At 60.5% G+C, this 21,464-nt stretch carries 16 protein-coding genes; 15 read left to right on the forward strand and 1 reads right to left on the reverse strand.

The window, feature by feature from the left end; translation table 11 throughout:
* The first annotated feature begins 8 nt into the window (after nucleotides 1-8).
* The 6 genes from GRI43_RS09955 (at nucleotide 9) to GRI43_RS09980 (ending at nucleotide 12,034) form a co-directional block, all read left to right on the forward strand.
* Complete coding sequence (locus GRI43_RS09955; RefSeq protein ID WP_160730968.1) at nucleotides 9-1,238, forward strand: TIGR04063 family PEP-CTERM/XrtA system glycosyltransferase; 1,230 nt, start codon at nucleotides 9-11, stop codon at nucleotides 1,236-1,238.
* Nucleotides 1,239-1,278: 40 nt separating this feature from the next.
* Nucleotides 1,279-3,204 (forward strand): hypothetical protein, encoded by a 1,926-nt coding sequence (locus GRI43_RS09960; RefSeq protein ID WP_160730969.1) that lies wholly within the window; start codon nucleotides 1,279-1,281, stop codon nucleotides 3,202-3,204.
* A 255-nt stretch (nucleotides 3,205-3,459) separates the two neighbouring features.
* Nucleotides 3,460-8,100 carry a glutamate synthase large subunit gene (gene gltB / locus GRI43_RS09965; RefSeq protein ID WP_160730970.1) on the forward strand — a complete coding sequence of 1,547 codons (4,641 nt, stop codon included), beginning with the start codon at nucleotides 3,460-3,462 and terminating at the stop codon, nucleotides 8,098-8,100.
* A gap of 12 nt (nucleotides 8,101-8,112) precedes the next feature.
* Nucleotides 8,113-9,549 carry a glutamate synthase subunit beta gene (locus GRI43_RS09970; protein ID WP_160730971.1) on the forward strand — a complete coding sequence of 479 codons (1,437 nt, stop codon included), beginning with the start codon at nucleotides 8,113-8,115 and terminating at the stop codon, nucleotides 9,547-9,549.
* Nucleotides 9,550-9,846: 297 nt separating this feature from the next.
* On the forward strand, nucleotides 9,847-11,040 hold the full coding sequence (locus tag GRI43_RS09975; RefSeq protein WP_160730972.1) for a carbohydrate porin: 1,194 nt from the start codon (nucleotides 9,847-9,849) through the stop codon (nucleotides 11,038-11,040).
* 73 nt (nucleotides 11,041-11,113) lie between these two features.
* Complete coding sequence (locus GRI43_RS09980) at nucleotides 11,114-12,034, forward strand: methyltransferase domain-containing protein (RefSeq protein ID WP_160730973.1); 921 nt, start codon at nucleotides 11,114-11,116, stop codon at nucleotides 12,032-12,034.
* Nucleotides 12,035-12,070: 36 nt separating this feature from the next.
* On the opposite strand, the gene ung is transcribed toward GRI43_RS09980, so the two are convergent.
* Nucleotides 12,071-12,757 (reverse strand): uracil-DNA glycosylase, encoded by a 687-nt coding sequence (gene ung / locus GRI43_RS09985; RefSeq protein WP_160730974.1) that lies wholly within the window; start codon nucleotides 12,755-12,757, stop codon nucleotides 12,071-12,073.
* Nucleotides 12,758-12,837: 80 nt separating this feature from the next.
* On the opposite strand from ung, the gene GRI43_RS09990 reads away from it, so the two are divergent.
* The 9 genes from GRI43_RS09990 to GRI43_RS10030 all read left to right on the forward strand — a co-directional run bounded on the left by GRI43_RS09990 (nucleotide 12,838) and on the right by GRI43_RS10030 (nucleotide 21,438).
* Complete coding sequence (locus tag GRI43_RS09990; RefSeq protein WP_160730975.1) at nucleotides 12,838-13,455, forward strand: ribonuclease D; 618 nt, start codon at nucleotides 12,838-12,840, stop codon at nucleotides 13,453-13,455.
* 24 nt (nucleotides 13,456-13,479) lie between these two features.
* Nucleotides 13,480-14,145: an LPS export ABC transporter periplasmic protein LptC gene (locus GRI43_RS09995; protein WP_160730976.1), complete on the forward strand. Its 666-nt coding sequence runs from the start codon at nucleotides 13,480-13,482 to the stop codon at nucleotides 14,143-14,145.
* Nucleotides 14,145-14,702, forward strand: coding sequence for an LptA/OstA family protein (locus tag GRI43_RS10000; protein WP_160730977.1), 558 nt, complete (start codon nucleotides 14,145-14,147; stop codon nucleotides 14,700-14,702). Before GRI43_RS09995 ends, GRI43_RS10000 begins: the two co-directional genes overlap by 1 nt.
* Nucleotides 14,703-14,715: 13 nt before the next feature.
* Nucleotides 14,716-15,927 carry a nucleotidyltransferase family protein gene (locus GRI43_RS10005; protein ID WP_160730978.1) on the forward strand — a complete coding sequence of 404 codons (1,212 nt, stop codon included), beginning with the start codon at nucleotides 14,716-14,718 and terminating at the stop codon, nucleotides 15,925-15,927.
* Nucleotides 15,928-15,979: 52 nt separating this feature from the next.
* Nucleotides 15,980-17,038, forward strand: a complete 1,059-nt coding sequence (gene gmd, locus GRI43_RS10010) for a GDP-mannose 4,6-dehydratase (protein WP_160730979.1) — start codon at nucleotides 15,980-15,982, stop codon at nucleotides 17,036-17,038.
* The gene (locus GRI43_RS10015) at nucleotides 17,025-18,413 is read left to right on the forward strand and encodes a lipopolysaccharide biosynthesis protein (RefSeq protein WP_160730980.1); all 1,389 of its coding nucleotides are present in this window, start codon (nucleotides 17,025-17,027) and stop codon (nucleotides 18,411-18,413) included. The genes gmd and GRI43_RS10015 overlap by 14 nt, the downstream gene beginning before the upstream one ends.
* Before the next feature lie 67 nt (nucleotides 18,414-18,480).
* Nucleotides 18,481-19,431 carry a GDP-L-fucose synthase gene (gene fcl, locus GRI43_RS10020; protein WP_160730981.1) on the forward strand — a complete coding sequence of 317 codons (951 nt, stop codon included), beginning with the start codon at nucleotides 18,481-18,483 and terminating at the stop codon, nucleotides 19,429-19,431.
* The gene (locus tag GRI43_RS10025; protein WP_160730982.1) at nucleotides 19,424-20,707 is read left to right on the forward strand and encodes an O-antigen ligase family protein; all 1,284 of its coding nucleotides are present in this window, start codon (nucleotides 19,424-19,426) and stop codon (nucleotides 20,705-20,707) included. The genes fcl and GRI43_RS10025 overlap by 8 nt, the downstream gene beginning before the upstream one ends.
* A 44-nt stretch (nucleotides 20,708-20,751) precedes the next feature.
* On the forward strand, nucleotides 20,752-21,438 hold the full coding sequence (locus tag GRI43_RS10030) for a polysaccharide biosynthesis/export family protein (RefSeq protein ID WP_160730983.1): 687 nt from the start codon (nucleotides 20,752-20,754) through the stop codon (nucleotides 21,436-21,438).
* The last annotated feature ends 26 nt before the right edge of the window (nucleotides 21,439-21,464 follow it).

Genomic DNA, 21,464 nt, shown 5'->3' on the forward strand with positions numbered 1-21,464 from the left:
GACCATGCATGACGCGCGTTTTGCACATTCTGGACCACTCCCTGCCCCTCCACAGCGGGTACACTTTCCGCACGCGGGCAATTCTGAAGAGCCAGCAGGCCGCCGGGCTGGAGGTGCGCGGAATCACCGGACTTCGCCATGAAGCTGACGGACCGGATGTCGAGGAGGCGGACGGCCTATTGTTCCACCGCACCAGTGGAAAGGCCGAAGGGCCCGCTGGCGTGCGCGAGTGGCGCGAAATCGGCGCACTCGCTTCTGCAATCGAGGAGCTTTGTCAGGAATGGCGCCCGGATATTCTGCACGCCCATTCACCCGCCCTGTGCGGGCAAGCAGGGCTGAGAGCCTCGCGAAGGCTCGGCATACCGCTTGTCTATGAAATCCGCGCATTCTGGGAAGACGCGGCAGTGGGCAACGGAACGGGTCGAGAGAACTCGCTAAAATACCGCCTGACCCGCACGCTCGAAAATCGGGTGGTCGCCGGGGCCGATGCGGTATTCACAATCTGCAATGGCCTGCGCGACGATCTGATCGGGCGCGGTTTCGATGGCGGCAAGATCGGTATTTCGCCCAACGGCGTCGACCTGTCGCTGTTCGGCGATCCGCCGGCGCGCGACGATGGGCTTGCGCGTGAATTGGGCCTGGAAGACGGACCGGTCATCGGATTTATTGGCAGCTTCTACGATTACGAGGGGCTCGACGATCTGATCGACGCGATGCCCGAACTGCAGGCATCGCACAGCGGTGCGCAATTGCTGCTTGTGGGTGGCGGGCCTCGCGACGAATCGCTGCGTCAACAAGCGGCCGCATCCAGTGCAGCCGGCAAGATTCATTTCACCGGCCGCGTTCCCCACTCGGAAGTCGAACGCTATTATTCGCTGATCGACGTACTTGCCTATCCGCGCAAGGCAAGCAGGCTGACCGATCTTGTGACACCGCTAAAGCCGCTTGAGGCGATGGCGCAGAAGCGTCTGGTCGCGGCATCAAATGTCGGCGGACACCGTGAACTGATCGAGCACGAACAGACCGGAATACTTTTTCCCGCAGACGATCCGTCAGGCATTGCTGGCGCGCTGGATGAACTGATCAGGCACCGTGGAAACTGGCCTGCCATGCGTGAAGCAGCGGTGAAACATGTCATCCGCAATCACGACTGGGCGCAGAACATTCATCGTTATCAGTCTGTTTACCATCATTTGCTAACCCGAGGGTCCAATCGGGAAATCTCGGCCGCCGCATAGGCGCGACGGGCATTCCCAGCGGATTGAACGAGGACAACAAGTGGCAGGCACAAATAAAAGCAAATCGGCGAATCAAGCTGCGATAAGCGCCCATCCGGCGTTTCCGGCTGTCGTCGCCTTGTGGTTTGCAGCGCTGCTTGGCCTCGGCAGTCTGGTTCTGCCGATCGCGCTGCTTGAAAAAGCGGTCACCGCAACCGGCATCGCATCGATCTGGCAATCTGCCGCACCGCCGCTGGGCGTGACTGCGCGTCTCGCGATCGCCATTTCTGCTGCTTTGGCAGGGGCTGCCGCCGGTCTGTTCATCGCCCGCAAGGTCGCGCAAAGCCAAAGCACCCCTTCACCGCGCAAGGCCGATGCCAAAACCGGTGACGAGCGCACCGTAGCAACTGATCTGCCAATGCGCGCGCCGATCTCAGCCCATGAGGAGCTCGGTTCCGAAGGCTTGGACGAGCCGCTTGAAGAACCGCACATTGCGCGGGAAAACTTCGGTGGCCGGAGACGCGCGCTTGCGGTGACCGACGACAGCGGACCCAGCGATTTCTTCGAATCCGCCCCCCTCCCTGGCGGCGATGCAATCATCGATGACCATGAAGATTACGATGGCAGTGATGGCGCGGCACAGAACGCAGAGCACAGCACGAATATTGACGATGAGCCGAGCATAGCTGCCGAACCGCTTGAGCTGCATGAATTGGCCCTGGCGGAACCCGCCGCTGAGGCTGTTGAAAGCCCGTTTGCGCAGCCGATCGAGAACGAAGTTTACGAACCGCGTCCCTTCGGCGCGTCCACTGCAAGCGAATTGGCGCAGCCAGCCATCGCCGCATTGAAGAACGGCGCCCAGTCGGCGTCCGTAGAACCCGAAGACAGCCATTTTCCAAAACAGACCCCGGCGGAAATCCCGCATGGGGAGCGAGAGCCAATGTCCAGTCAAACACAGCCGTCCATGGTACCCGCACACGAACCCGCCCCGTTCGCCCCGCCAGCATCGGCCACCCCGCCTGAACAGCAGTTCACTGCGCCGGTTGAGCCAGCCGCACCGCTGGGTGAGAGACCGCTAAACGAACTGGGAATTGCGGAACTGGTGGAACGGTTCGCCATGGCGCTGCAGTCGAAATCCAATCACGTTTCTGCCCCTGCGGCTGAAGTTGAGGATGCCCGGCTGGATGATGTCCCGGCGCCAGCGTTCATTCCTGAGGCCGAAGTGGCCGCAGAACCTGAGCCGGCAGCATCGCCTTTGGTTTTCCGCCGATCCAATCCTGCGGCAGTTGAAAGCCAGCCGCAGCCTGAACCGCAGGCCCAGCCGCAATTTGCGCCTGCTGAAACCAGCCAGCCGGAACGGTTCAGCTTTTCAGCGACAGCAAACGCTTCTGTGAACAGCTTGTCTCAGGCGAGTGCAGCCATGCCCGCAGCCTTGAGGCCCCTGGGCTTCGACGACGTGCCTGATGACGACGACCAGGACGGTGATCTTGATCTCTCGCTTTCCTTTGCCCGGGCAGCCGGTCCGTTCGCTGACCCGGCAGGTGGGCCCGCAACGCCGGTCGCGGAAGACAATTCGCTACCGCAATTTGCCGCTTCAATGGCTGACGAATTGGCCCCTGAGGAGCCCGAGCTCGAAGACAATTCTGCCTACAGTTCACTGCTCTCCATGAGGAGCCAACTGGGCGGCGGGCAAGAGTTCGTCCGGATCGATGATGACTTGCCCAGCGAAGAAACCGCCGGAGTGACGGAACCAGTCGTGGTATTCCCCGGTCAGGAACAAAGTGCAGTAGCGGCTCCGGTCTTCAGCTCTGCGAGAAGCGAACCTGCCGCTGCACCGCGCCCGTTTGACGCGCCGCCTGTTGCCGGCGCACCCAAACCTGCACCGCATACGATCAGCAATTCGGCGCAGCCCAATAACGCGATGGAAACCGAGCGCGCGTTGCGAGAGGCATTGGAAAAGCTGCAGCGCATGAGCGGCGCCGCCTGAACCAACGCACACTAGAGAAAGCGCAGGAAGCCCGCCCTAGGTTTGGCGGGCTTTTTTGCGTCCGGGCTACCGAACGACAATCTATTGCCGTGCATACGATAACTTGGCCCTTCGCAGTTGCAAAAATCATTTCATGTCGCCATTACGGTGTTTCGCGACATTTTCCGTGCGTCACCTGCGGATTCGATGCGCAACATTGCCGGATTTGGCCTAGGGAGCCCTCAATCCGGCACCTGGCATGATAGGAAGAATTGAATGGGATACCCTGCGCCTGAAGGGCTGTACGATCCAAGGAACGAACACGATGCCTGCGGCGTCGGCATGGTTGCGCATATCAAAGGCAAGAAATCGCATTCGATTGTTTCGCAGGCGCTGGAAATCCTCGCCAATCTGGATCATCGCGGCGCGGTGGGCGCAGATCCCTTGCTGGGCGATGGTGCGGGCATCCTGCTGCAGGTACCCGACCCGCTTTTCCGCAAATGGGCGGATGAAAGCGGCTATGAGCTGCCGGCACCGGGCGATTATGCCGTGGCCCAGTGTTTCATGCCGCAAGACGAGGCCGCGCGCGACTTCGTAACCGAGCAGCTCGAAAAATTCGTCGCGAAGGAAGGCCAGACCGTTATCGGCTGGCGCGATGTTCCAACCACGCTGGACGGGCTTGGCAAGGCCGTGATCGAATCGATGCCGGTGATGCGGCAATGCATTGTCAGACGCGGCGAAGGCTGCGCCGACCAGAGCGCCTTCGAACGCAAGCTGATCGTCATCCGCAAGCAAACGCTCAATCCGCTCGCCCGACTGGCCGAGAAGCACGGGCTTCCGGATCTGGTCAAAACCTACATTCCCAGCTTTTCCAGCCGTACCATTGTGTACAAGGGGCTGTTGCTGGCGAACCAGGTTGGTTCGTTTTATGATGATTTGCGCGATGCCGACTGCGTGTCCGCACTCGGGCTGGTCCACCAGCGCTTCTCCACTAATACGTTCCCGAGCTGGCGTCTTGCCCACCCGTACCGCTTCATGGCGCATAACGGCGAAATCAACACGGTTCGCGGCAATGTGAACTGGATGAACGCCCGCCGCCGGACCATGGAAAGTGAACTGCTGGGCGCCGATCTGGACAAGATGTGGCCGCTCATTCCGCATGGCCAATCCGACACGGCGTGTCTCGATAACGCGCTCGAACTGCTGCTGGCTGGCGGATACAGCCTGGCGCATTCGATGATGATGCTCATGCCCGAAGCCTGGGCCAAGAACGCGCTGATGGGCCCTGAACGGCGCGCGTTCTACGAATATCATGCCGCGCTGATGGAACCGTGGGACGGGCCGGCGGCAGTCTGTTTTACCGATGGCCGCCAGATCGGCGCGACGCTGGACCGAAACGGCCTGCGCCCCGCACGTTTCTGCGTCACCACCGACGATATCGTCTGCCTGTCATCAGAGAGCGGCGTGTTGCCGTTCAAAGAGGAAGACATCACTCGCAAATGGCGTCTGCAACCCGGCAAGATGCTGCTGATCGACCTTGAAGAAGGCCGGATCATCGAAGACGCTGAACTGAAGGCCGATCTGGCCGAGGCGCACCCTTACGCCAAGTGGCTGGAGCAGGCGCAGTACAAGCTGGAAGACCTCGACGTGATCGAGCCCGAGCTGTCCGAAGTGCCAGAACCGATCGACAGCCTGCTGCAGCGCCAGCAAAGCTTTGGTTACACGCAGGAAGATATCTCCAAATTCCTAGAGCCTATGGGCCTCAGGGGCGAAGACCCGATCGGATCGATGGGCACCGATACTCCGCTGGCGGTCTTGTCCAACAAAAGCCGGCTGCTGTACGACTATTTCAAGCAGAACTTCGCGCAGGTAACCAATCCGCCGATTGATCCGATCCGCGAAGAACTGGTGATGAGCCTGCTGTCCATGGTCGGCCCACGCCCCAATCTGCTCGGCCGTGATGCCGGCACGCACAAGCGTCTCGAAGTCAGCCAGCCGATCCTGACAAATGACGATCTGGCCAAGATCCGCTCGGTCGAGGCGGCGCTGGACGGCGCATTCCGGACCGAAACCATCGACATCACCTGGGATGCGAGCAAGGGCGCAAAGGGCCTGAAACTGGCGCTGAAGGAAATGTGCTGGGCCGCCACCGAGGCGGTGCTTCAGGATCACAACATCCTGATCCTTTCCGACCGCGCACAGGGGCCGGACCGGATTCCCATGCCCGCACTGCTGGCAACCGCAGCCGTCCATCATCATCTGGTCCGCCAGGGCCTGCGGATGCAGACCGGGCTTGTGGTCGAAACCGGTGAAGCCCGCGAAGTGCATCATTACTGCGTCCTCGCAGGGTACGGCGCGGAAGCGATCAACCCCTATCTCGCGTTTGAGACCCTCGAACAGATGCGGGCGGAGAAATTCCCCGAAACGCCGCAGAGCGAGGTTGAAAAGAACTACATCAAGGCTGTCGGCAAGGGCATCCTGAAGGTCATGTCCAAGATGGGCATCTCCACCTATCAGTCTTACTGTGGTGCGCAGATTTTCGACGCGGTCGGCCTCTCCAGCGACCTGATCGATACCTATTTCAAAGGCACCGCGACCACCATCGAAGGAATCGGCCTGAAGGAAGTGGCGGAGGAGGCGGTTCGCCGCCATGCCGTCGCCTATGGCGACAATCCGCTCTACAAGGGCATGCTCGATGTCGGCGGCATCTACCAATACCGCTTGCGCGGCGAAGACCACGCCTGGACGCCGGGCAATGTCGCCAGCCTTCAGCATGCCGTGCGCGGCAACGATCCGAAGAATTACGAAGATTTCGCCCGTTCGGTGAATGAACAGTCAGAACGTCTGCTGACCATCCGCGGCCTGATGGAATTGAAGCCGGGCGAAAAAGCTGTCCCGATCGACGAGGTCGAACCCGCGGTCGAAATCGTCAAACGTTTCAGCACCGGCGCGATGAGCTTCGGCTCCATCAGCCATGAAGCGCACAGCACCCTCGCGATTGCGATGAACCGCCTTGGCGGCCGTTCGAACACCGGCGAAGGCGGCGAGGAAGTCGAACGCTTCACTCCGATGGCCAATGGCGATTCGATGCGCAGCCGGATCAAGCAGGTCGCATCTGGCCGGTTTGGTGTGACCGCCGAATATCTTGCCAATGCAGATGATATCCAGATCAAGATGGCACAGGGTGCAAAGCCCGGTGAAGGCGGTCAGCTGCCCGGCCACAAGGTTGACAAGCGGATCGGCGCGGTGCGCCATTCGACACCCGGCGTGGGCCTGATTTCCCCGCCGCCGCATCACGACATCTATTCGATCGAAGATCTCGCGCAGCTGATCCACGACCTAAAGAATGTGCAGCCCAGCGCGCGCATTTCGGTGAAGCTGGTTTCCGAAGTCGGGGTTGGCACGGTCGCCGCCGGTGTGTCGAAGTGCAAGGCCGACCACGTTACGATTTCGGGTTATGAAGGCGGCACCGGGGCATCCCCGCTGACCTCGCTCACCCATGCCGGTAGCCCGTGGGAAATCGGCCTGGCCGAAACCCAGCAGACCCTGCTGATGAACGATTTGCGCAGCCGTATCGCGGTGCAGGTCGATGGCGGTCTGCGAACCGGCCGTGATGTTGCCATCGGCGCTCTGCTGGGCGCGGACGAATTCGGCTTTGCGACCGCGCCGCTGATTGCGGCCGGCTGCATCATGATGCGCAAATGCCACCTCAACACCTGTCCGGTTGGCGTCGCAACGCAGGATCCGGTCCTGCGCAAGCGTTTCACCGGCACGCCCGAACATGTCATCAATTACTTCTTCTTTGTCGCGGAAGAGCTACGCCAGATCATGGCCGAAATGGGCTTCCGCACGATCGAGGAAATGATTGGCCGGGTCGACCGGATCGATATGAAGCGGGTCCACCGTCACTGGAAAGCTGATGGCGTCGATCTGGGCAAATTGCTCCACGTGGTCGATGTGGAAGAGGGCAAGAAACTCTACCACACCGAAACGCAGGATCACGGCCTCGCTGCAGCGCTCGACAATATACTGATCGAGAAGGCGCAGGGTGCGATCCAGAACGGCGAGCCAGTTCAGATCGATATGGAAGTGCGCAATGTGAACCGCACAGTCGGAACGATGCTGTCCGGCCTGATCGCCAAGGCGCACGGCCATGCAGGACTGAAGCCGGAAACCATCCGCATCAATCTGACCGGTGTTGCCGGGCAAAGCTTCGGCGCATGGCTGGCGCATGGGGTCACGCTCGACCTGACAGGAGACGCCAACGATTATGTCGGCAAAGGATTGTCAGGCGGACGGATCATTGTGAAACAGCCAGACAATGCGCCTCGCAAACCATCGGAAAACATCATCGTCGGCAACACCGTTCTGTACGGGGCAATCGCTGGCGAAGCCTATTTCAACGGCGTCGCGGGTGAACGTTTCGCGGTGCGCAATTCAGGGGCCATCGCGGTTGTCGAAGGCGCCGGAGATCATTGCTGCGAATACATGACCGGCGGCGTCGTGTGCGTGCTGGGCAAGACCGGGCGCAACTTTGCCGCGGGAATGTCCGGCGGTATCGCCTATGTGTACGACGAGGACGGCAGCTTCGCCGACCTTTGCAACATGGCCCAGGTCGATCTGGAAGAAATCTCCGCCACCCCGGACGAAGAGGACGGCACTGGCCGCCCGCAGCACCGGGCATCCAACGTCAATGATTTCGGAATGGGCGATCCGCTGCGCCATGACGCAGAGCGGCTGAAGATTCTGGTCGAACGGCACAAGCTGCATACTGGCAGCCAGCGTGCCGCCGACCTGCTCGACGATTGGGACAACGCACTCACCAAATTCAAGAAAATCATGCCGCGTGATTACGCCCGCGCGCTCCGCCAGTTCGAGGCAGAGCGCGAAGAGGCCGCAGCGGTCGCAGCGGAATAAGGGTCAGAAACCATGGGCAAGGACACAGGCTTTCTCGAAGTAGACCGGCAGGACCGGACCTATCTCGATCCCGGCGAACGGCTGAAGAACTACAAGGAATTTGTGGTTCCTCACGATGAAGAGGCGCTGAAGGCGCAGGCTTCGCGGTGCATGGATTGCGGCATCCCGTATTGCCACAATGGCTGCCCGGTGAATAACATCATCCCCGACTGGAATGATCTGGTATACAAGGGTGACTGGAAGAATGCGCTGGAAGTGCTGCATTCGACCAACAATTTCCCCGAGTTCACCGGCCGCGTCTGCCCTGCTCCGTGCGAGGCAAGCTGCACGCTCAACATCATCGATAAACCGGTGACGATCAAAAGCATCGAATGCGCCATCGTCGACAAGGGTTGGCAAGAGGGCTGGATCAAGCCCCAGGTGCCTGAGAAACAGACTGGCAAATCCATTGCTGTAATCGGATCGGGCGCCGCCGGGATGGCCTGTGCACAGCAGCTCGCACGCGCTGGGCACGCGGTGACAGTGTTCGAAAAGAGCGACCGCATCGGCGGCCTGCTGCGTTACGGCATCCCTGATTTCAAGATGGAAAAACATCTGATCAATCGCCGCGCCGTGCAGATGGAGGCGGAAGGCGTGACCTTCAAAACCTCGGCCGAGGTCGGCGTGGAAGTTTCTTTCAAGGCGCTTCAGGAAAACTTCGACGCGATCGTCCTGTCGGGCGGCGCGGAAGAAGCGCGTATGCTTGATGTGCCGGGTGCTGAATTGCCGGGCGTTCGCTTTGCGATGGAATTCCTGACCCAGCAGAACAAGCGCAATGCCGGCGATGATGAAGTCCGTGCGGCCCCTCGCGGCACGCTGACCGCGAAGGACAAGCACGTAATCGTGATCGGGGGCGGCGATACCGGCAGCGACTGTGTCGGCACATCCAACCGCCAGGGCGCGAAGAGCGTTACCCAGCTGGAGATCATGCCCCAGCCTCCCGAAAAAGAAGACAAGGCGCTGACCTGGCCCGATTGGCCGATGAAAATGCGCACGTCGTCCAGCCACGAAGAAGGCGCCAGCCGCGACTGGTCGGTTCTGGCCAAGCGTGTGATTGACGATGGCGGCGAAGTGGCCGGCCTGGAATGCATCCGCGTCGAATGGAAAGATCGCCAGATGGTCGAGATCGAGGGCAGCGAATTTACGCTTCCAGCGGATCTGATCCTGCTCGCGATGGGCTTCATCGGCCCCAAGAAACGCGGCCTGCTGGACCGTGCCGGTGTTGAACTGGACCCGCGCGGAAACGTGGCCGCCAATACGGTCGATTATTCCACCAGCGAGCCGGGCGTTTTTGCCTGCGGCGACATGCGGCGCGGCCAGTCACTTATTGTCTGGGCAATCCGCGAAGGGCGCCAGTGCGCGCGCGCGGTCGACGAAGCCCTGATGGGGTCCAGCGAACTGCCACGCTGAGCGTCATACTGATTGCTGACCCGGCTCTGCCGACCGGCCGATCTGATGCATCCGGCCAGATTTGTTGAAATTTAACGCTTTTCGCGGGCAGAAAGCGCGTATAAAGAATACTGACAGTAAATTGGTGCCGCATTTCGGGCGTGTGCAGTACCGATGGGAGGAATTGAATTTATCGAGCGTTGCCATGCAAGTGCCGCCGCTAAATTCCTGATATTGGTCGCTAACACCTTGATGAAAAAAAAGAATAAGTTGCTCACTCGATCAGCCTTTTGTTCAGCTTTGCTGGCGACATCCGGGTTGAGCGCGTTGCCAGCAGGCGCACAGGATGCCGCGGCAATCACCGCAGATGCGCCCGAGGCAGCCGCGCTACCCCCGGCAAAACCCGAGCAAAAGGCCCCTGGTCCGATCAAAACCCGCGTGTTGTGGTCTCAATTCACCGACATCGTAGTTTCGGGTGATGCCGATGACACGCTACGGTATGGCGGCAAAATCGATGCGTATGTCGATATCGGCGGCAGCACGGTGGGGCTGGACGACAGCATCTCGCTGCATGTGCATCCGGAATTCAAATACGGCGAAAGCAGCAATGGTGAAGTCGGCCTGATCCCGGCCAACACATTGCTCTTCTATCCTGATGAAGGCGATGTTTTCGACCTGGATATCAACATCACGAAACGCTGGAAGAGCGGGACCAGCCTCACTGTTGGCAAGCTCAACATTCTTGATCTTGCTGCGCGCATTCCTGTGCAAGGCGGCGGCGGGCATGAAGGCTTCCAGAACCTGGCACTGGCCCTCCCGCCAAGCGCAATCGTGCCTGGTTCCATAACCGGCGCGATGCTGAATGTGCCGACCGACAAGCTGATCTACCGTGTGCTGGTGTTCGACCCCGAACTGCAATCCCGGCGCAGCGGGCTGGAAGACCCGTTTTCCAAGGGCGTCGGTGTACTCGCTTCGGCGACATTGCCGGTAAAGATCGGCGGAAAGCGGGGCTATTACGCGCTCAAGATTGCCGGTTCGACACGCAGCGAAGTTGCCGCCGATGCTTTACCGGCTGCCCTCATACCGGCGCCCGGATCAAGCTTCGGCAACCGGAAAGGTGAAATCAGCGCCATTCTGGCGTTCGACCAATATATTTTCGAAGATAGCCAGAACCCCGGCAAAGGGATCGGCATTTTCGGCCAGATATATATGTCGAACGGCGATCCGACCTTCCTTGACGCAAGCGGCTTCATCGGAATCTCGGGCAATCCCAAGGGGCGGCCCACCGACCGGTTTGGCCTGACTTATTTCCGGTATTCACTCGCGGACGGCCTGGTTGATGTCCTCAACAACCGCGTCGCTCTCGAAGATGAAGAGGGCGTCGAGGCCTTCTACACGGTTCAGGTGGGCAAGCCGTTCCGCCTCACCGCCAATCTTCAGGTCGTGGATTCGGCAGTCAGCGTGCGCGATGTAGGCGTGACCGCCGGGCTGCGGCTGACCACTGCTTTCTAGCACCTGATCGCATTACCGCCTGAAGCGGGCGCAGCTTGCAACATTTGGGCAAGTGCCCGACAGGTTTGCCTGAATGAAACGGAGCAATTCTTCTCAGCGCGGTCTCGGCCTAGGGCGCAAGGCGCGTAACGCCGCCCGCTTGCTGCGCAACCGGTTGGCGATGACTTCGGGTGAGGATGCGGCACTTTCGCAAATCGCGGATGTCACGCGCCACGTGGAAAGCTTCGCCGCGCATACTGGCAAGGACCCTGCTCTTTCCACAGTTCTGGAGATCGGATTTGGCGCGCGGCCGCGGCGCGCATTCCTATTGTCCGGGTTTTTCGAACGGGTTTACGCGATCGACCTCGATGCACCCGTTCTGTCGCTCCGCGATGCCGCACGGACCTGGCGCAAAAATGGCATGGAGCGCGCCCTCAAAAGCGCGGCGCGGCACATGCTGTTCGACGCGCGCGACTGGCCGCGCTTCCATGAAACCGCAAAGACTGCTCTCCCGAATTATGCCCCCGACAAGGTGCAATTCGCCGTGGGGTCGGCAGGTGAACAAAGCGTCTGGAACGAAATTCCGCCGATCGACTTCGCATTTTCCAGCGATGTGTTCGAACATATCGAGCCCGGCGATCTGGACCGGATGCTAGGCCTGCTCCGCACAAATCTTGCGTCAGACGGTCTGGTTGTCACGCTCCCGATGGTGTTTACCGGAATACTTGGCGGGCACGATCCCGCCTGGACCCGCTGGACCGCTGACCGGATGCCTGCCGATCAGGCCTGGAGGCACCTGACTGATCCTGAGTTCGCGCCGGACACCTATCTCAACCGGCTCAGCCGTGCGCAGTTCGCGGACGCTTTTCAGCAAGCCGGATTTGAAATCCTCAAGGATCACGCTCTGCTGGGGCGACTGGGGGAACGTCATCTGACAGCGGAAAAGCGCACCGCACTCCCATTGCAGGATGATTACGAGCTATTTTCCAACCGGGTGGAGTTTCATCTGGCCTGATCCACCAACCTAGCCGGCGCGCAGGCAGTGCTGTTGTTAGCCGAGCGACCAGTCGATTGGCCGGGATCCATTCGCTTCGAGAAATTTGTTCGCCGCGCTGAAAGGCTTGCTGCCGAAGAAGCCGCGATAGGCTGACAGCGGACTCGGATGGGGACCTTTCAGGACCAGATGGTTCGGCGCCTGTCCAAGTGCGGGAATACGCGCGGCCTTCGCCTGCGCATGGCTCCCCCAAAGTATGAACACTGTTGGCGTGCCGCGCTGCGCGACGGCTGAAACTGCGGCATCGGTGATCGCATCCCAGCCCTTGCCCGCATGGCTGCCTGCCTGACCTGCTTCCACCGTCAGAGTATTGTTGAGCAGCAGAACACCCTGCCGCGCCCAAGGTTCGAGATTGCCATGGCCCGGCGGCGAGATTCCAAGGTCACTTTCCAGTTCCTTGTAAATATTGACCAGTGATGGCGGCACCTTGACGTCCCGCGCGACAGAAAAACACAGCCCGTGCGCTTGCCCCGCACCGTGATAGGGATCCTGCCCCAGTATAACGACCTTCACCTGGTCCAGCGGCGTCAGTTCAAGCGCGCGGAGGCGCTGTCCGCGCGGCGGGAATATCTGCTTGCCTGCATCCTCCTCCGCCTGCAGCCAACCACCCAGCTTGCGCGCAGCGGGCGCAGTCAGCGCAGGCTCGAGCGCGCCGCGCCAGCTATCCGGGATTGCCTCGTTCATGGCAGCCAGATTACCCCTGCATGCAAATCACCGCCAGCCGCCTCTTTCCCTTAATCCCCAATCGGCCTAAGGCGCAGCCTATGGCAGTTCATTTTCACGAAGAAGATCTACCCGAAGGCGTGCTCGCGCCGGGTCCGGTAGCGGTTGATACAGAAACCATGGGGCTGATTACCCACCGCGACAGGCTGTGCGTGGTTCAGATCAGCGATGGCAAGGGCGACGAACATCTGGTCCGCTTTGCCGTTGACAGCACATATGATGCGCCCAACCTCAAAGCGGTGCTGGCGGATCCGGAACGCCTGAAGCTGTACCACTTCGCCCGGTTCGACCTTGCCGCGATCGAATATTACCTCGGCGTGGAAGCCGGGCCGGTATTCTGCACAAAAATCGCCAGCAAGCTGACCCGCACCTACACCGATCGGCACGGCTTGAAGAATCTGGTCGTCGAATTGCTGGGCGGCGACATGTCGAAGGCGCAGCAAAGTTCCGACTGGGGCGCGCCCGTAATTAACGAGGCGCAGCGCGATTACGCTGCATCCGACGTCCGTTTTCTGCACCGCCTTTACGAGGTGTTCGTCGAACGGCTGGCGCGCGAGGGGCGTACGGAAATGGCGCAGGCCTGTTTCGATTTCCTGCCGACCCGTGCACGGCTCGATATTGCCGGCTGGCCGGAACACGATATTTTCAGCCACGCTTAAGCGAACGGAGATCAGGAACCGGCCATGGTCATCAAACGGCGGATCGAAACGGACAAGGCGAAGGAGCTGCGCAGCGCGCGGCAACATTTCGCAGCGCCCGGCGGTTCGCATGACAGGCTGGTAAGCGTTCTGGGAAAAGTGCTGCCGATGGCGGTTGGCGTTCTCGCGGCGCTGATGGTGATTACTCCGCTGTCTCCGCGCGGCGAAATTAGTTTTCTGCTGGACCGTAACAAAGTCGCCGTGATCGATGAACGACTGCGCGTCGACAATGCGCTCTACCGCGGCCAGGACAACAAGGGCCGCCCGTTTTCACTGACCGCCGACGAGGCGGTGCAGAAATCTAGCAAGGAAGGGATCGTCCGGATGGATGATCTGGTGGCCCGGATATTGCTGCCCGAAGGGCCTGCCATACTGGAGGCTGATGACGGCACCTACATGATCGACGATGAAGTGGTGGCTGTACCATCAACCATCACCATGATCGCCGCCGACGGTTACAGGATGACGGCCAAGAACGTGTCTTTCAGCCTGGCAGACAAACAACTGACCGGCGAAGGCGGGGTCGAAGGTGCAATTCCCGCAGGCACTTTCTCGGCCAACCGGCTTGAAGCTGATTTGACTGAAAGAACAGTTGCGCTGGAAGGCAATGCAAGGCTGCGGATGATACCGGGCAAGCTAAGGATACCGTGATGCACAAGACACTTCGTAATGCAGCCCAGTCTGCTCTGCTCGGTTTCGCGGTCACAGCGGCGGCGCTGGGCGGAATGCAGCTGCATGCGCAGGCGATCGCCTCTCACAATTCCAACGCGCCGGTAAATTACGCCGCAGATCGGATCGAGTTGCAGGACCGGCAGAACCGCGTCGTGCTGTCTGGCAATGTCGACATCACTCAGGCTGGCCTGCGCGTACAGGCGGCCCGCACGCTGGTGAATTACAGCGACGCCGGATCGCTCAGCATCCAGCGGATTACCGCAACCGGCGGTGTGCGCGTTACCCGGGGCAGCGAATCGGCCAGCGGCGATGTGGCCGTGTATGATTTTGGCCGCCGGATCATCACCATGGCCGGTAATGTCCGGCTGCGCAGAGGCACCGATACGCTGAACGGCGGACGGCTGGTTATCGATCTGCGCACCGGCGTATCGAGCGTTGACGGTCGCGCATCGGGATCGTCCAGTGTCACTGGAGAAACAGGAACGACAACTTCGGGCGGCCGCGTAACCGGCAGCTTCACAGTTCCGCAGGACTGAACTGGCGCGCGGCGTGGCGCGGATTGACAGAAAAGCAACCGGCCGCAAACTGCTGCGGCTGCTGGGCAGGACCGAGCACCAAAGAAATCTGATCATCGAGAATGATCAGGAATGGAGCGACCTTCTCGCTCTCGCCAGCGAACACCGACTGATGCCGCGGCTGCATGCTCGGCTCGAACGCGGTGAAATTGCCCTGAGCCCGCCTGATGAACACCGCGAACGGTTGCGGCAGGCACACAGGGAAAGCGCCCTGCTCAACCTTGCATATCGCACGGAAATGTTTGCCGCAGTCGAAGCGCTAGCCGCTGCCGGAATGCAGCCCGTCTCGCTCAAAGGTGCGTGGCTGGCATGGTATGCTTACCCCTCGGCCGCAGAGCGTCCGCTGCGCGACATCGACCTGCTGTTGCCAGCTGAACAAGCGCTGCCCGCGTTCGAATTGCTGCGGGCCAGAGGATTCCGCCAGACCGAAGCATCCGCGTCAGCCCCAGCGGAGATGATCGGACGCGCCAAGCATCTCCCGCCGCTGACTTCGCCATCGGGGGTGGAATTCGAGCTTCACATGCACGCCTGGGAACCCCGTGGCGCGGTGGAATGGCCGATGCCCCCGCTGATAGACAACAGGATCATTGCAAATGCGCGGCCTGGCGGCGCAGGTGATCCGTGCCTTTATCCCAAGCCGCAACACATGCTGGCGCACCTGTGCATCCACGCCGCCTACAGCCACCGCTTCGATGTCGGGCCGCTTGTGCTCAGCGATATCCAGGCGTTGATCCACCGCGAACAGATCGACTGGGCGAGCTTTTGGCGCGATGCGCATGACGGCGGCTGGCACCGCGGGGCGGCGCTGGTCATGCGGCTGTATTTCCTCTGGATGCAGCGCGATATTCAGGTTCTGTCCGGCAGTGAACCTCTCGCCCCGATGGACGCGGTGGATGCCGCAGAATGCCTGCTGTTCCAGAACCCCGCACAGCGCCACGATCTGGGCGCAGCAGCTTCGGTTTACGCCAAAGGCGGCGTTTTCTCGCGAATTGGCCAGATCAGGCGGCGTCTCGCTGGCGGAAACCGCGCCCGTGTGCCGGCCGGCGGGGAATCTTCAGAAAGTTTCCCGGCATGGATTTTGCGCAGGGGCAAGCAATCGGCATCGTCCATTGCGGACAGGAACCTCCGCGCAGCGGCAAGGCAACATGCGCGTATCGGCGAGTGGCTGGACGAAGGCAAAGCGTAGACAATTCACAGCCCGATATTGCCCGGACCGCGTGATCCGCTAGGCCATACACATGGCAAATGAAACCAAACGGGCATTGGTCACCGGGATAACCGGGCAGGATGGTGCGTATCTGGCGCAATTGCTGCTCGGCAAGGGATATGAAGTCCACGGCATCAAGCGCCGCTCGTCCTCGTTCAACACGGGCCGGATCGAGGATATCTATCAGGACCCGCACGATCCCGACCCTCGCCTGATCCTGCATTATGGCGACCTGACCGATGCAACCAACCTGATCCGCATCGTGCAGGAAACACAGCCGCACGAAATCTATAATCTGGCCGCGCAAAGCCATGTTCAGGTGTCGTTTGAAACGCCGGAATATACCGCCAATTCCGATGCGGTCGGGACGCTGCGGCTGCTTGAGGCGATCCGCATTCTCGGCCTGGAAAAAACGGCCCGGTTCTATCAGGCATCGACGTCTGAGTTATACGGGTCGGTGCAGGAGGTGCCCCAACGCGAAAGCACGCCCTTCTATCCGCGCAGTCCCTATGCCGTCGCAAAACTGTACGCCTACTGGATCACGGTGAATTACCGCGAAGCGTACGGCCTGCATGCGTCCAACGGGATTCTGTTCAATCATGAGAGCCCGCTTCGCGGCGAGACATTTGTCACGCGCAAGATCACCCGTGCGGCGGCGGCGATCTCACTTGGCAAACAGGAACGGCTGTATCTTGGCAACCTCGATGCCAGCCGCGACTGGGGCCATGCGAAAGAATATGTCCGCGGAATGTGGCTGATGCTGCAACAGGATGAGCCGGACGATTTCGTTCTCGCGACAGGTGAAACAACGACCGTCCGCGAGTTCGCTCGATGGGCATTCGAGGATGCCGGAATCGAATTGGAATTCCGCGGCCATGGTGCCGAAGAAAAAGCCTATTGCCGCAAGACCGGCAAGCTGTTGATCGAAATCGATCCGCGATATTTCCGCCCGACAGAGGTTGACTTGCTGGTGGGCGATCCGGGCAAGGCGCATCAAAAGCTCGGCTGGAAACACGAGACAGGCATACGCGAAATCGTGCGCGAAATGGTCGAGGCCGATCTGCATCTGATGGGCAATGAACGGCGTTAGAACCCGGCTGGTCCAGGCGAGCGGCGCCAGCGGGTTAAGCTTGCTGGCCCGGATGCTGGAACAATTGCTGCTGGTTCCCGTACTGCTGGCGGCCTGGTCTGCCGATCTGTTTGGCGAATGGCTGCTGATTGCAGCGATCCCGATATACCTGTCCCTGTTCGATCTGGGCGTGGTCCAGTCCGGTTCCAACGAATTGGCGCGCAGGGCAGGCGAGAATGACGACCAAGCCGTTCGGAGCTTCTTCCGCGACTACACCTCCTTCTTCGTGAAATGGTCGGCGGCTATTTTCGTTGGACTGGCCATCACCGTCACGCTCAGCCCTGTCGCCGATTGGCTTGGCCTGTCGATCATCGACAATGCACAGGCCGGACAGATTTTTCTGATGCTGATCGGCGCGACGCTCATCTCGCAGAATTCGATGGCGCTTCTGGGCGGCATGCGGGCGAGGCGGATATTGCCGGCCGGGCTTTTGATCCGCGCGCTGGGCGCGTTTGCCCGGCTCGGTGGAGCATTTCTGGCAGTCAGCCTGATGGACGCAGGACCTGTCGCGCTTGCCGCAATCATGCTGTCATCAAGGGCAATCGAATACGCTGTCCAGGCAGCGCTGCTCAAACGGCAGGATCTGTCCGTTTCGTTCAACCCGTGGAGGAAAAGCGAAGAGAGCATGCGGCCATTTGTGATCAGCGGGCTCGAATTCCTCCTGTTCCCGCTGGCACAGGCCATCCTGCTTCAGGGCGCGATCGTGGTCGCCGGGCTAACCCTGGGCAGCGCAGCGGTGGCAATATTCGCGACGCACCGCACCCTGGCGCGGGTAACATCGCAGATTGTCCGTCTGGTCGCAGTGCCTTTGCGGGCGGAATCGGGGCTAATGCAAAGCAAAGAGAACCTGCCTGAGTTACGCTCCATCCTGCTCAGTGTTTCCCGGCTGACATTCTGGGCAGCGCTGGCCTGCGCGGGAATCCTGTGGTTTGCCGGAAAACCGGTTTTCGACGCCTGGACCGGCGAAAAGATCGCCTATGCCCCCGCCTTGTTCGCCGCCATGATACTGGCAACCATCTTTGAAACGGTGTGGTCAGTTGCAGCGTCAATCCGGCTCGGCAGCAATCGGCACCGTCCCATTGCATGGGGGTATCTGACCATCAGCCTTGCAGCCCTGGCCGCAATGGCGGGATTGGCAGAGAACGGCGGTCTGGAGGCGCTGGGCTGGATTGCTGCCGCTGCAGAACTCGCCATGCTGGTGCTTACCATACCCGTGACTGTCGCCCTGTTGGGCGTGCCGGTACGGCGGTTCATGCTGTCTCTGATCATTCCGCCACTGGCCGAACTCCGCCAGCTTGCTACCTTTCTTTTCAGCAGAGCGCGGCGGACCCAATGATTTTCAGCATCCTTGTTGCGGACCAGTTGAAGGCTTGCCATGCTCTGCCAATGGGTAAGGGGCCGCAGTGAAATTCCAGCTCGCAGGGAAACGTGTTTTCGTCGCTGGCCACCGGGGGATGGTGGGATCGGCCATTGTCCGCCGTCTGGCCAGCGAAGAGTGCGAGCTGCTGACAGCCTCGCGCGCCGAGCTGGAATTATTGGATCAGGCGGCGGTGCACGACTGGTTTGCGCAGAACAGGCCGGATGCCGTGTTTCTGGCCGCTGCCAAAGTTGGCGGGATCAAGGCCAATTCGGAAGCGCCGGCTGATTTCCTGCACGACAACCTATCGATACAGACGAATGTGATCGAAGCTGCGCACCGCCATGATACCGGCAAATTGCTGTTCCTCGGCTCGTCCTGCATTTACCCGAAACTTGCCACTCAACCCATCTCCGAAGATGCGCTGCTGACCGGTCCACTGGAACCGACCAATGAATGGTATGCAATCGCCAAGATTGCCGGGATAAAGCTTTGCCAAGCGTACCGAAGGCAATACGCGCGCGATTTCATTTCCGCCATGCCCACCAATCTGTACGGACCAGGCGACAATTATGATCTGGATACGAGCCATGTGCTGCCCGCACTGATTGCAAAGGCGCATCATGCGCGCCAGGCCGGTGAAAGCGACCTGGCAATTTGGGGCAGCGGCACACCGCTTCGCGAATTTCTGCACGCCGACGATCTGGCCGATGCGCTGGTCTTTTTGATGAAGAATTATTCCGAGGAAGATCACATCAATGTCGGGAGCGGAGACGAAATCACCATCGCCGGTCTTGCGCGCATGATCATGGGCATCGCCGGTCTGGATGGAGAGCTGCGCTGCGATCCGGCCAGGCCTGATGGCACCCCCAGAAAACTGCTCGATATATCGCGCCTGACACAATTGGGCTGGTCGCGCACAATTCCGCTGAGCGAGGGCGTCGCCGCAGTATATCGCGATTACACCGGTAGGGTTTCGGGCGGCGCGCATGGCTGACGCGAGCAGGAGCCTTCCTCTGGCCGCCACCGTGTTGCTTGTCGCAGCGTTGCTGGCGGGCGGCACGGCGCGGCCACTGAACGATCTGCTCGTCCTGCTGGCATCACTCCCGCTGCTTTATGTCCTGCTGGTCCAGCAGAATGCGCCGAAAATGGTGTGGACCGGCAAACTGGCTTTGGCGCTTGCTGCGCTCGCATTGGTGCAATTGATCCCGCTCCCTCCAGCTATCTGGACGTCTTTGCCGGGACGGGATCTTGCCGCAGCATCGCTGATCGCATCGGGTAGTGAGATCGGGTGGCGGCCCATTGCCCTCAATCCCGCCGCTGCGGTCGGGGCGATGCTGTTTCTGGTCGCTCCGATTACGGCCCATATTGCCGCTTCCCGTTTGCAGCCTGCTGACATGCGCAGGCTGTTTGCGGTTGTTGCTGGGTTTGGTTTGCTGAGCGCAGTTCTGGGCATCGTCCAGCGGCTCTCGGGAGGACTTAGCCTCTATGATACAGAGCATATCGGTGCGGCTCTTGGCCTGTTCGCCAACCGCAATCACCATGCCGATCTTCTGATCGCCGCGATGCTGCTGGCCCCCGCGCTTGTCCCCCATGCGCGCCTGAGGCAGCACCGCATCACTCTGACCGCGCTGCTCGCGCTGCTGGTATTCGCTGTCATCGTCACGACATCCCGCGCAGGCATTGCGCTGGCGATACCCGCCGCGCTGGTCTCGCTCGCGGTGATCTGGCGGCCGCAGCCGCGCCAGGCAGCCATCCTGATCGGCACAGCGGCGATTGCCGGCGTAGCGATCATGTTCATCCCGGCCTTTGGCGAAATATTCGCGCGGTTCGGCGTTGCTGGCGAAGATCAGCGCCTGACCATGGCCCGCGATACACTGGCCGCGACACGTGCGATGTGGCCGGTCGGATCGGGGTACGGCAGTTTCGTGCCGGTCTACATGGCCTATGAAGACCTCGACATGATGCAGGCACGATATGTGGTGGCGGCGCACAACGATTACCTCCAGCTGGCATTGGAAGGCGGCATCGCAGGTATCATCACGGCGCTTGCCGGGCCGGTTGCGATATTGTTTCTGGGCTGGAGCCTTATCCGCAGGAAAGCGCCTGCGCTGATCTGGGCGGCATGGGTGGTCGCGGTGATCATTCTGCTCCATTCCGCGGTCGATTTCCCGCTTCGAACGGCGACGCTCGCTGTCATTTTCGGTTTGTGCACAGGCGCAGCACAAGGCGGCACCATGCGATTGCGCGATGGCGTGCGAAATGGCATCTAAAGCGAACTGGATGATGCCCGCGGGCTCGCCAAGAGGGACGCGCTATGATTAATCGGTTGGCCGCAGTGGTTCTGGCCTTGCTGCTCGCATCTTGCGCTAGCGGCCCGGCCCCATCGTTGCCTTCAGGCAGCGCGGCATATGATCAGGTGCCGCCCGGCGATGTCCTTGCCCCGAGGATGTCCGTGATTGCTCCGAATGATGAGTTGTCGGTCCTCATTTTCAGGGAACCCGATCTGTCGCAAGAGCGCGCGATCGTTGACTCCGATGGCAAGGTTCAAATCCCGCTGCTGGGTCCGGTTACTGCGGCCGGGCTGACTGCCTCCGAATTTGCGCAGGAACTGCAGCGGCAGTTGGGCGCGCGCTATCTTGTCGATCCCAGTGTAAACGTCGCCATCACTCAGGCATCTCTGCGGCGCGTGACGGTAACAGGCGCAGTCACGAAACCGGGCATGTACGACATGAACAGCCGGATATCGTTGATTGATGCCGTTGCCCTTGCTTCGGGACCGACAAACACGGCAAAGTTCAATCAGGTGGTGGTTTTCCGCCGCGCCGAAGGTGAACGGATCGGTGCTGTTTTCGATCTGGGCCTGATCAGCGCGGGCAAGGCCCCGGATGTCGAGATTCTCCCGGGTGACCAGGTGATCGTCGGCAATGACGGCCTGAAACAGCTTTACCGCGATGCGCTGACTGCCGCACCGCTGATCAGCATTTTCAGGCCTTTCAACTGATGGTCGGAGTGAGCGGAGCATCCAGC

Source organism: Pontixanthobacter luteolus, assembly GCF_009828095.1.
In the GTDB taxonomy this organism is placed as follows: domain Bacteria; phylum Pseudomonadota; class Alphaproteobacteria; order Sphingomonadales; family Sphingomonadaceae; genus Pontixanthobacter; species Pontixanthobacter luteolus.

Bases quoted from the DNA above. Each gene is read 5' to 3' on its own strand.
- gmd (WP_160730979.1), top strand. From the start codon at position 15,980: ATGGCAAATGAAACCAAACGGGCATTGGTCACCGGGATAACCGGGCAG.
- GRI43_RS09995 (WP_160730976.1), top strand. From the start codon at position 13,480: ATGGTCATCAAACGGCGGATCGAAACGGACAAGGCGAAGGAGCTGCGC.
- GRI43_RS09990 (WP_160730975.1), top strand. From the start codon at position 12,838: ATGGCAGTTCATTTTCACGAAGAAGATCTACCCGAAGGCGTGCTCGCG.
- GRI43_RS09970 (WP_160730971.1), top strand. From the start codon at position 8,113: ATGGGCAAGGACACAGGCTTTCTCGAAGTAGACCGGCAGGACCGGACC.
- GRI43_RS10025 (WP_160730982.1), top strand. From the start codon at position 19,424: ATGGCTGACGCGAGCAGGAGCCTTCCTCTGGCCGCCACCGTGTTGCTT.
- GRI43_RS09955 (WP_160730968.1), top strand. From the start codon at position 9: ATGACGCGCGTTTTGCACATTCTGGACCACTCCCTGCCCCTCCACAGC.
- GRI43_RS10030 (WP_160730983.1), top strand. From the start codon at position 20,752: ATGATTAATCGGTTGGCCGCAGTGGTTCTGGCCTTGCTGCTCGCATCT.
- GRI43_RS10000 (WP_160730977.1), top strand. From the start codon at position 14,145: ATGCACAAGACACTTCGTAATGCAGCCCAGTCTGCTCTGCTCGGTTTC.
- GRI43_RS10015 (WP_160730980.1), top strand. From the start codon at position 17,025: ATGAACGGCGTTAGAACCCGGCTGGTCCAGGCGAGCGGCGCCAGCGGG.
- GRI43_RS09980 (WP_160730973.1), top strand. From the start codon at position 11,114: ATGAAACGGAGCAATTCTTCTCAGCGCGGTCTCGGCCTAGGGCGCAAG.
- ung (WP_160730974.1), bottom strand. From the start codon at position 12,757: ATGAACGAGGCAATCCCGGATAGCTGGCGCGGCGCGCTCGAGCCTGCG.
- gltB (WP_160730970.1), top strand. From the start codon at position 3,460: ATGGGATACCCTGCGCCTGAAGGGCTGTACGATCCAAGGAACGAACAC.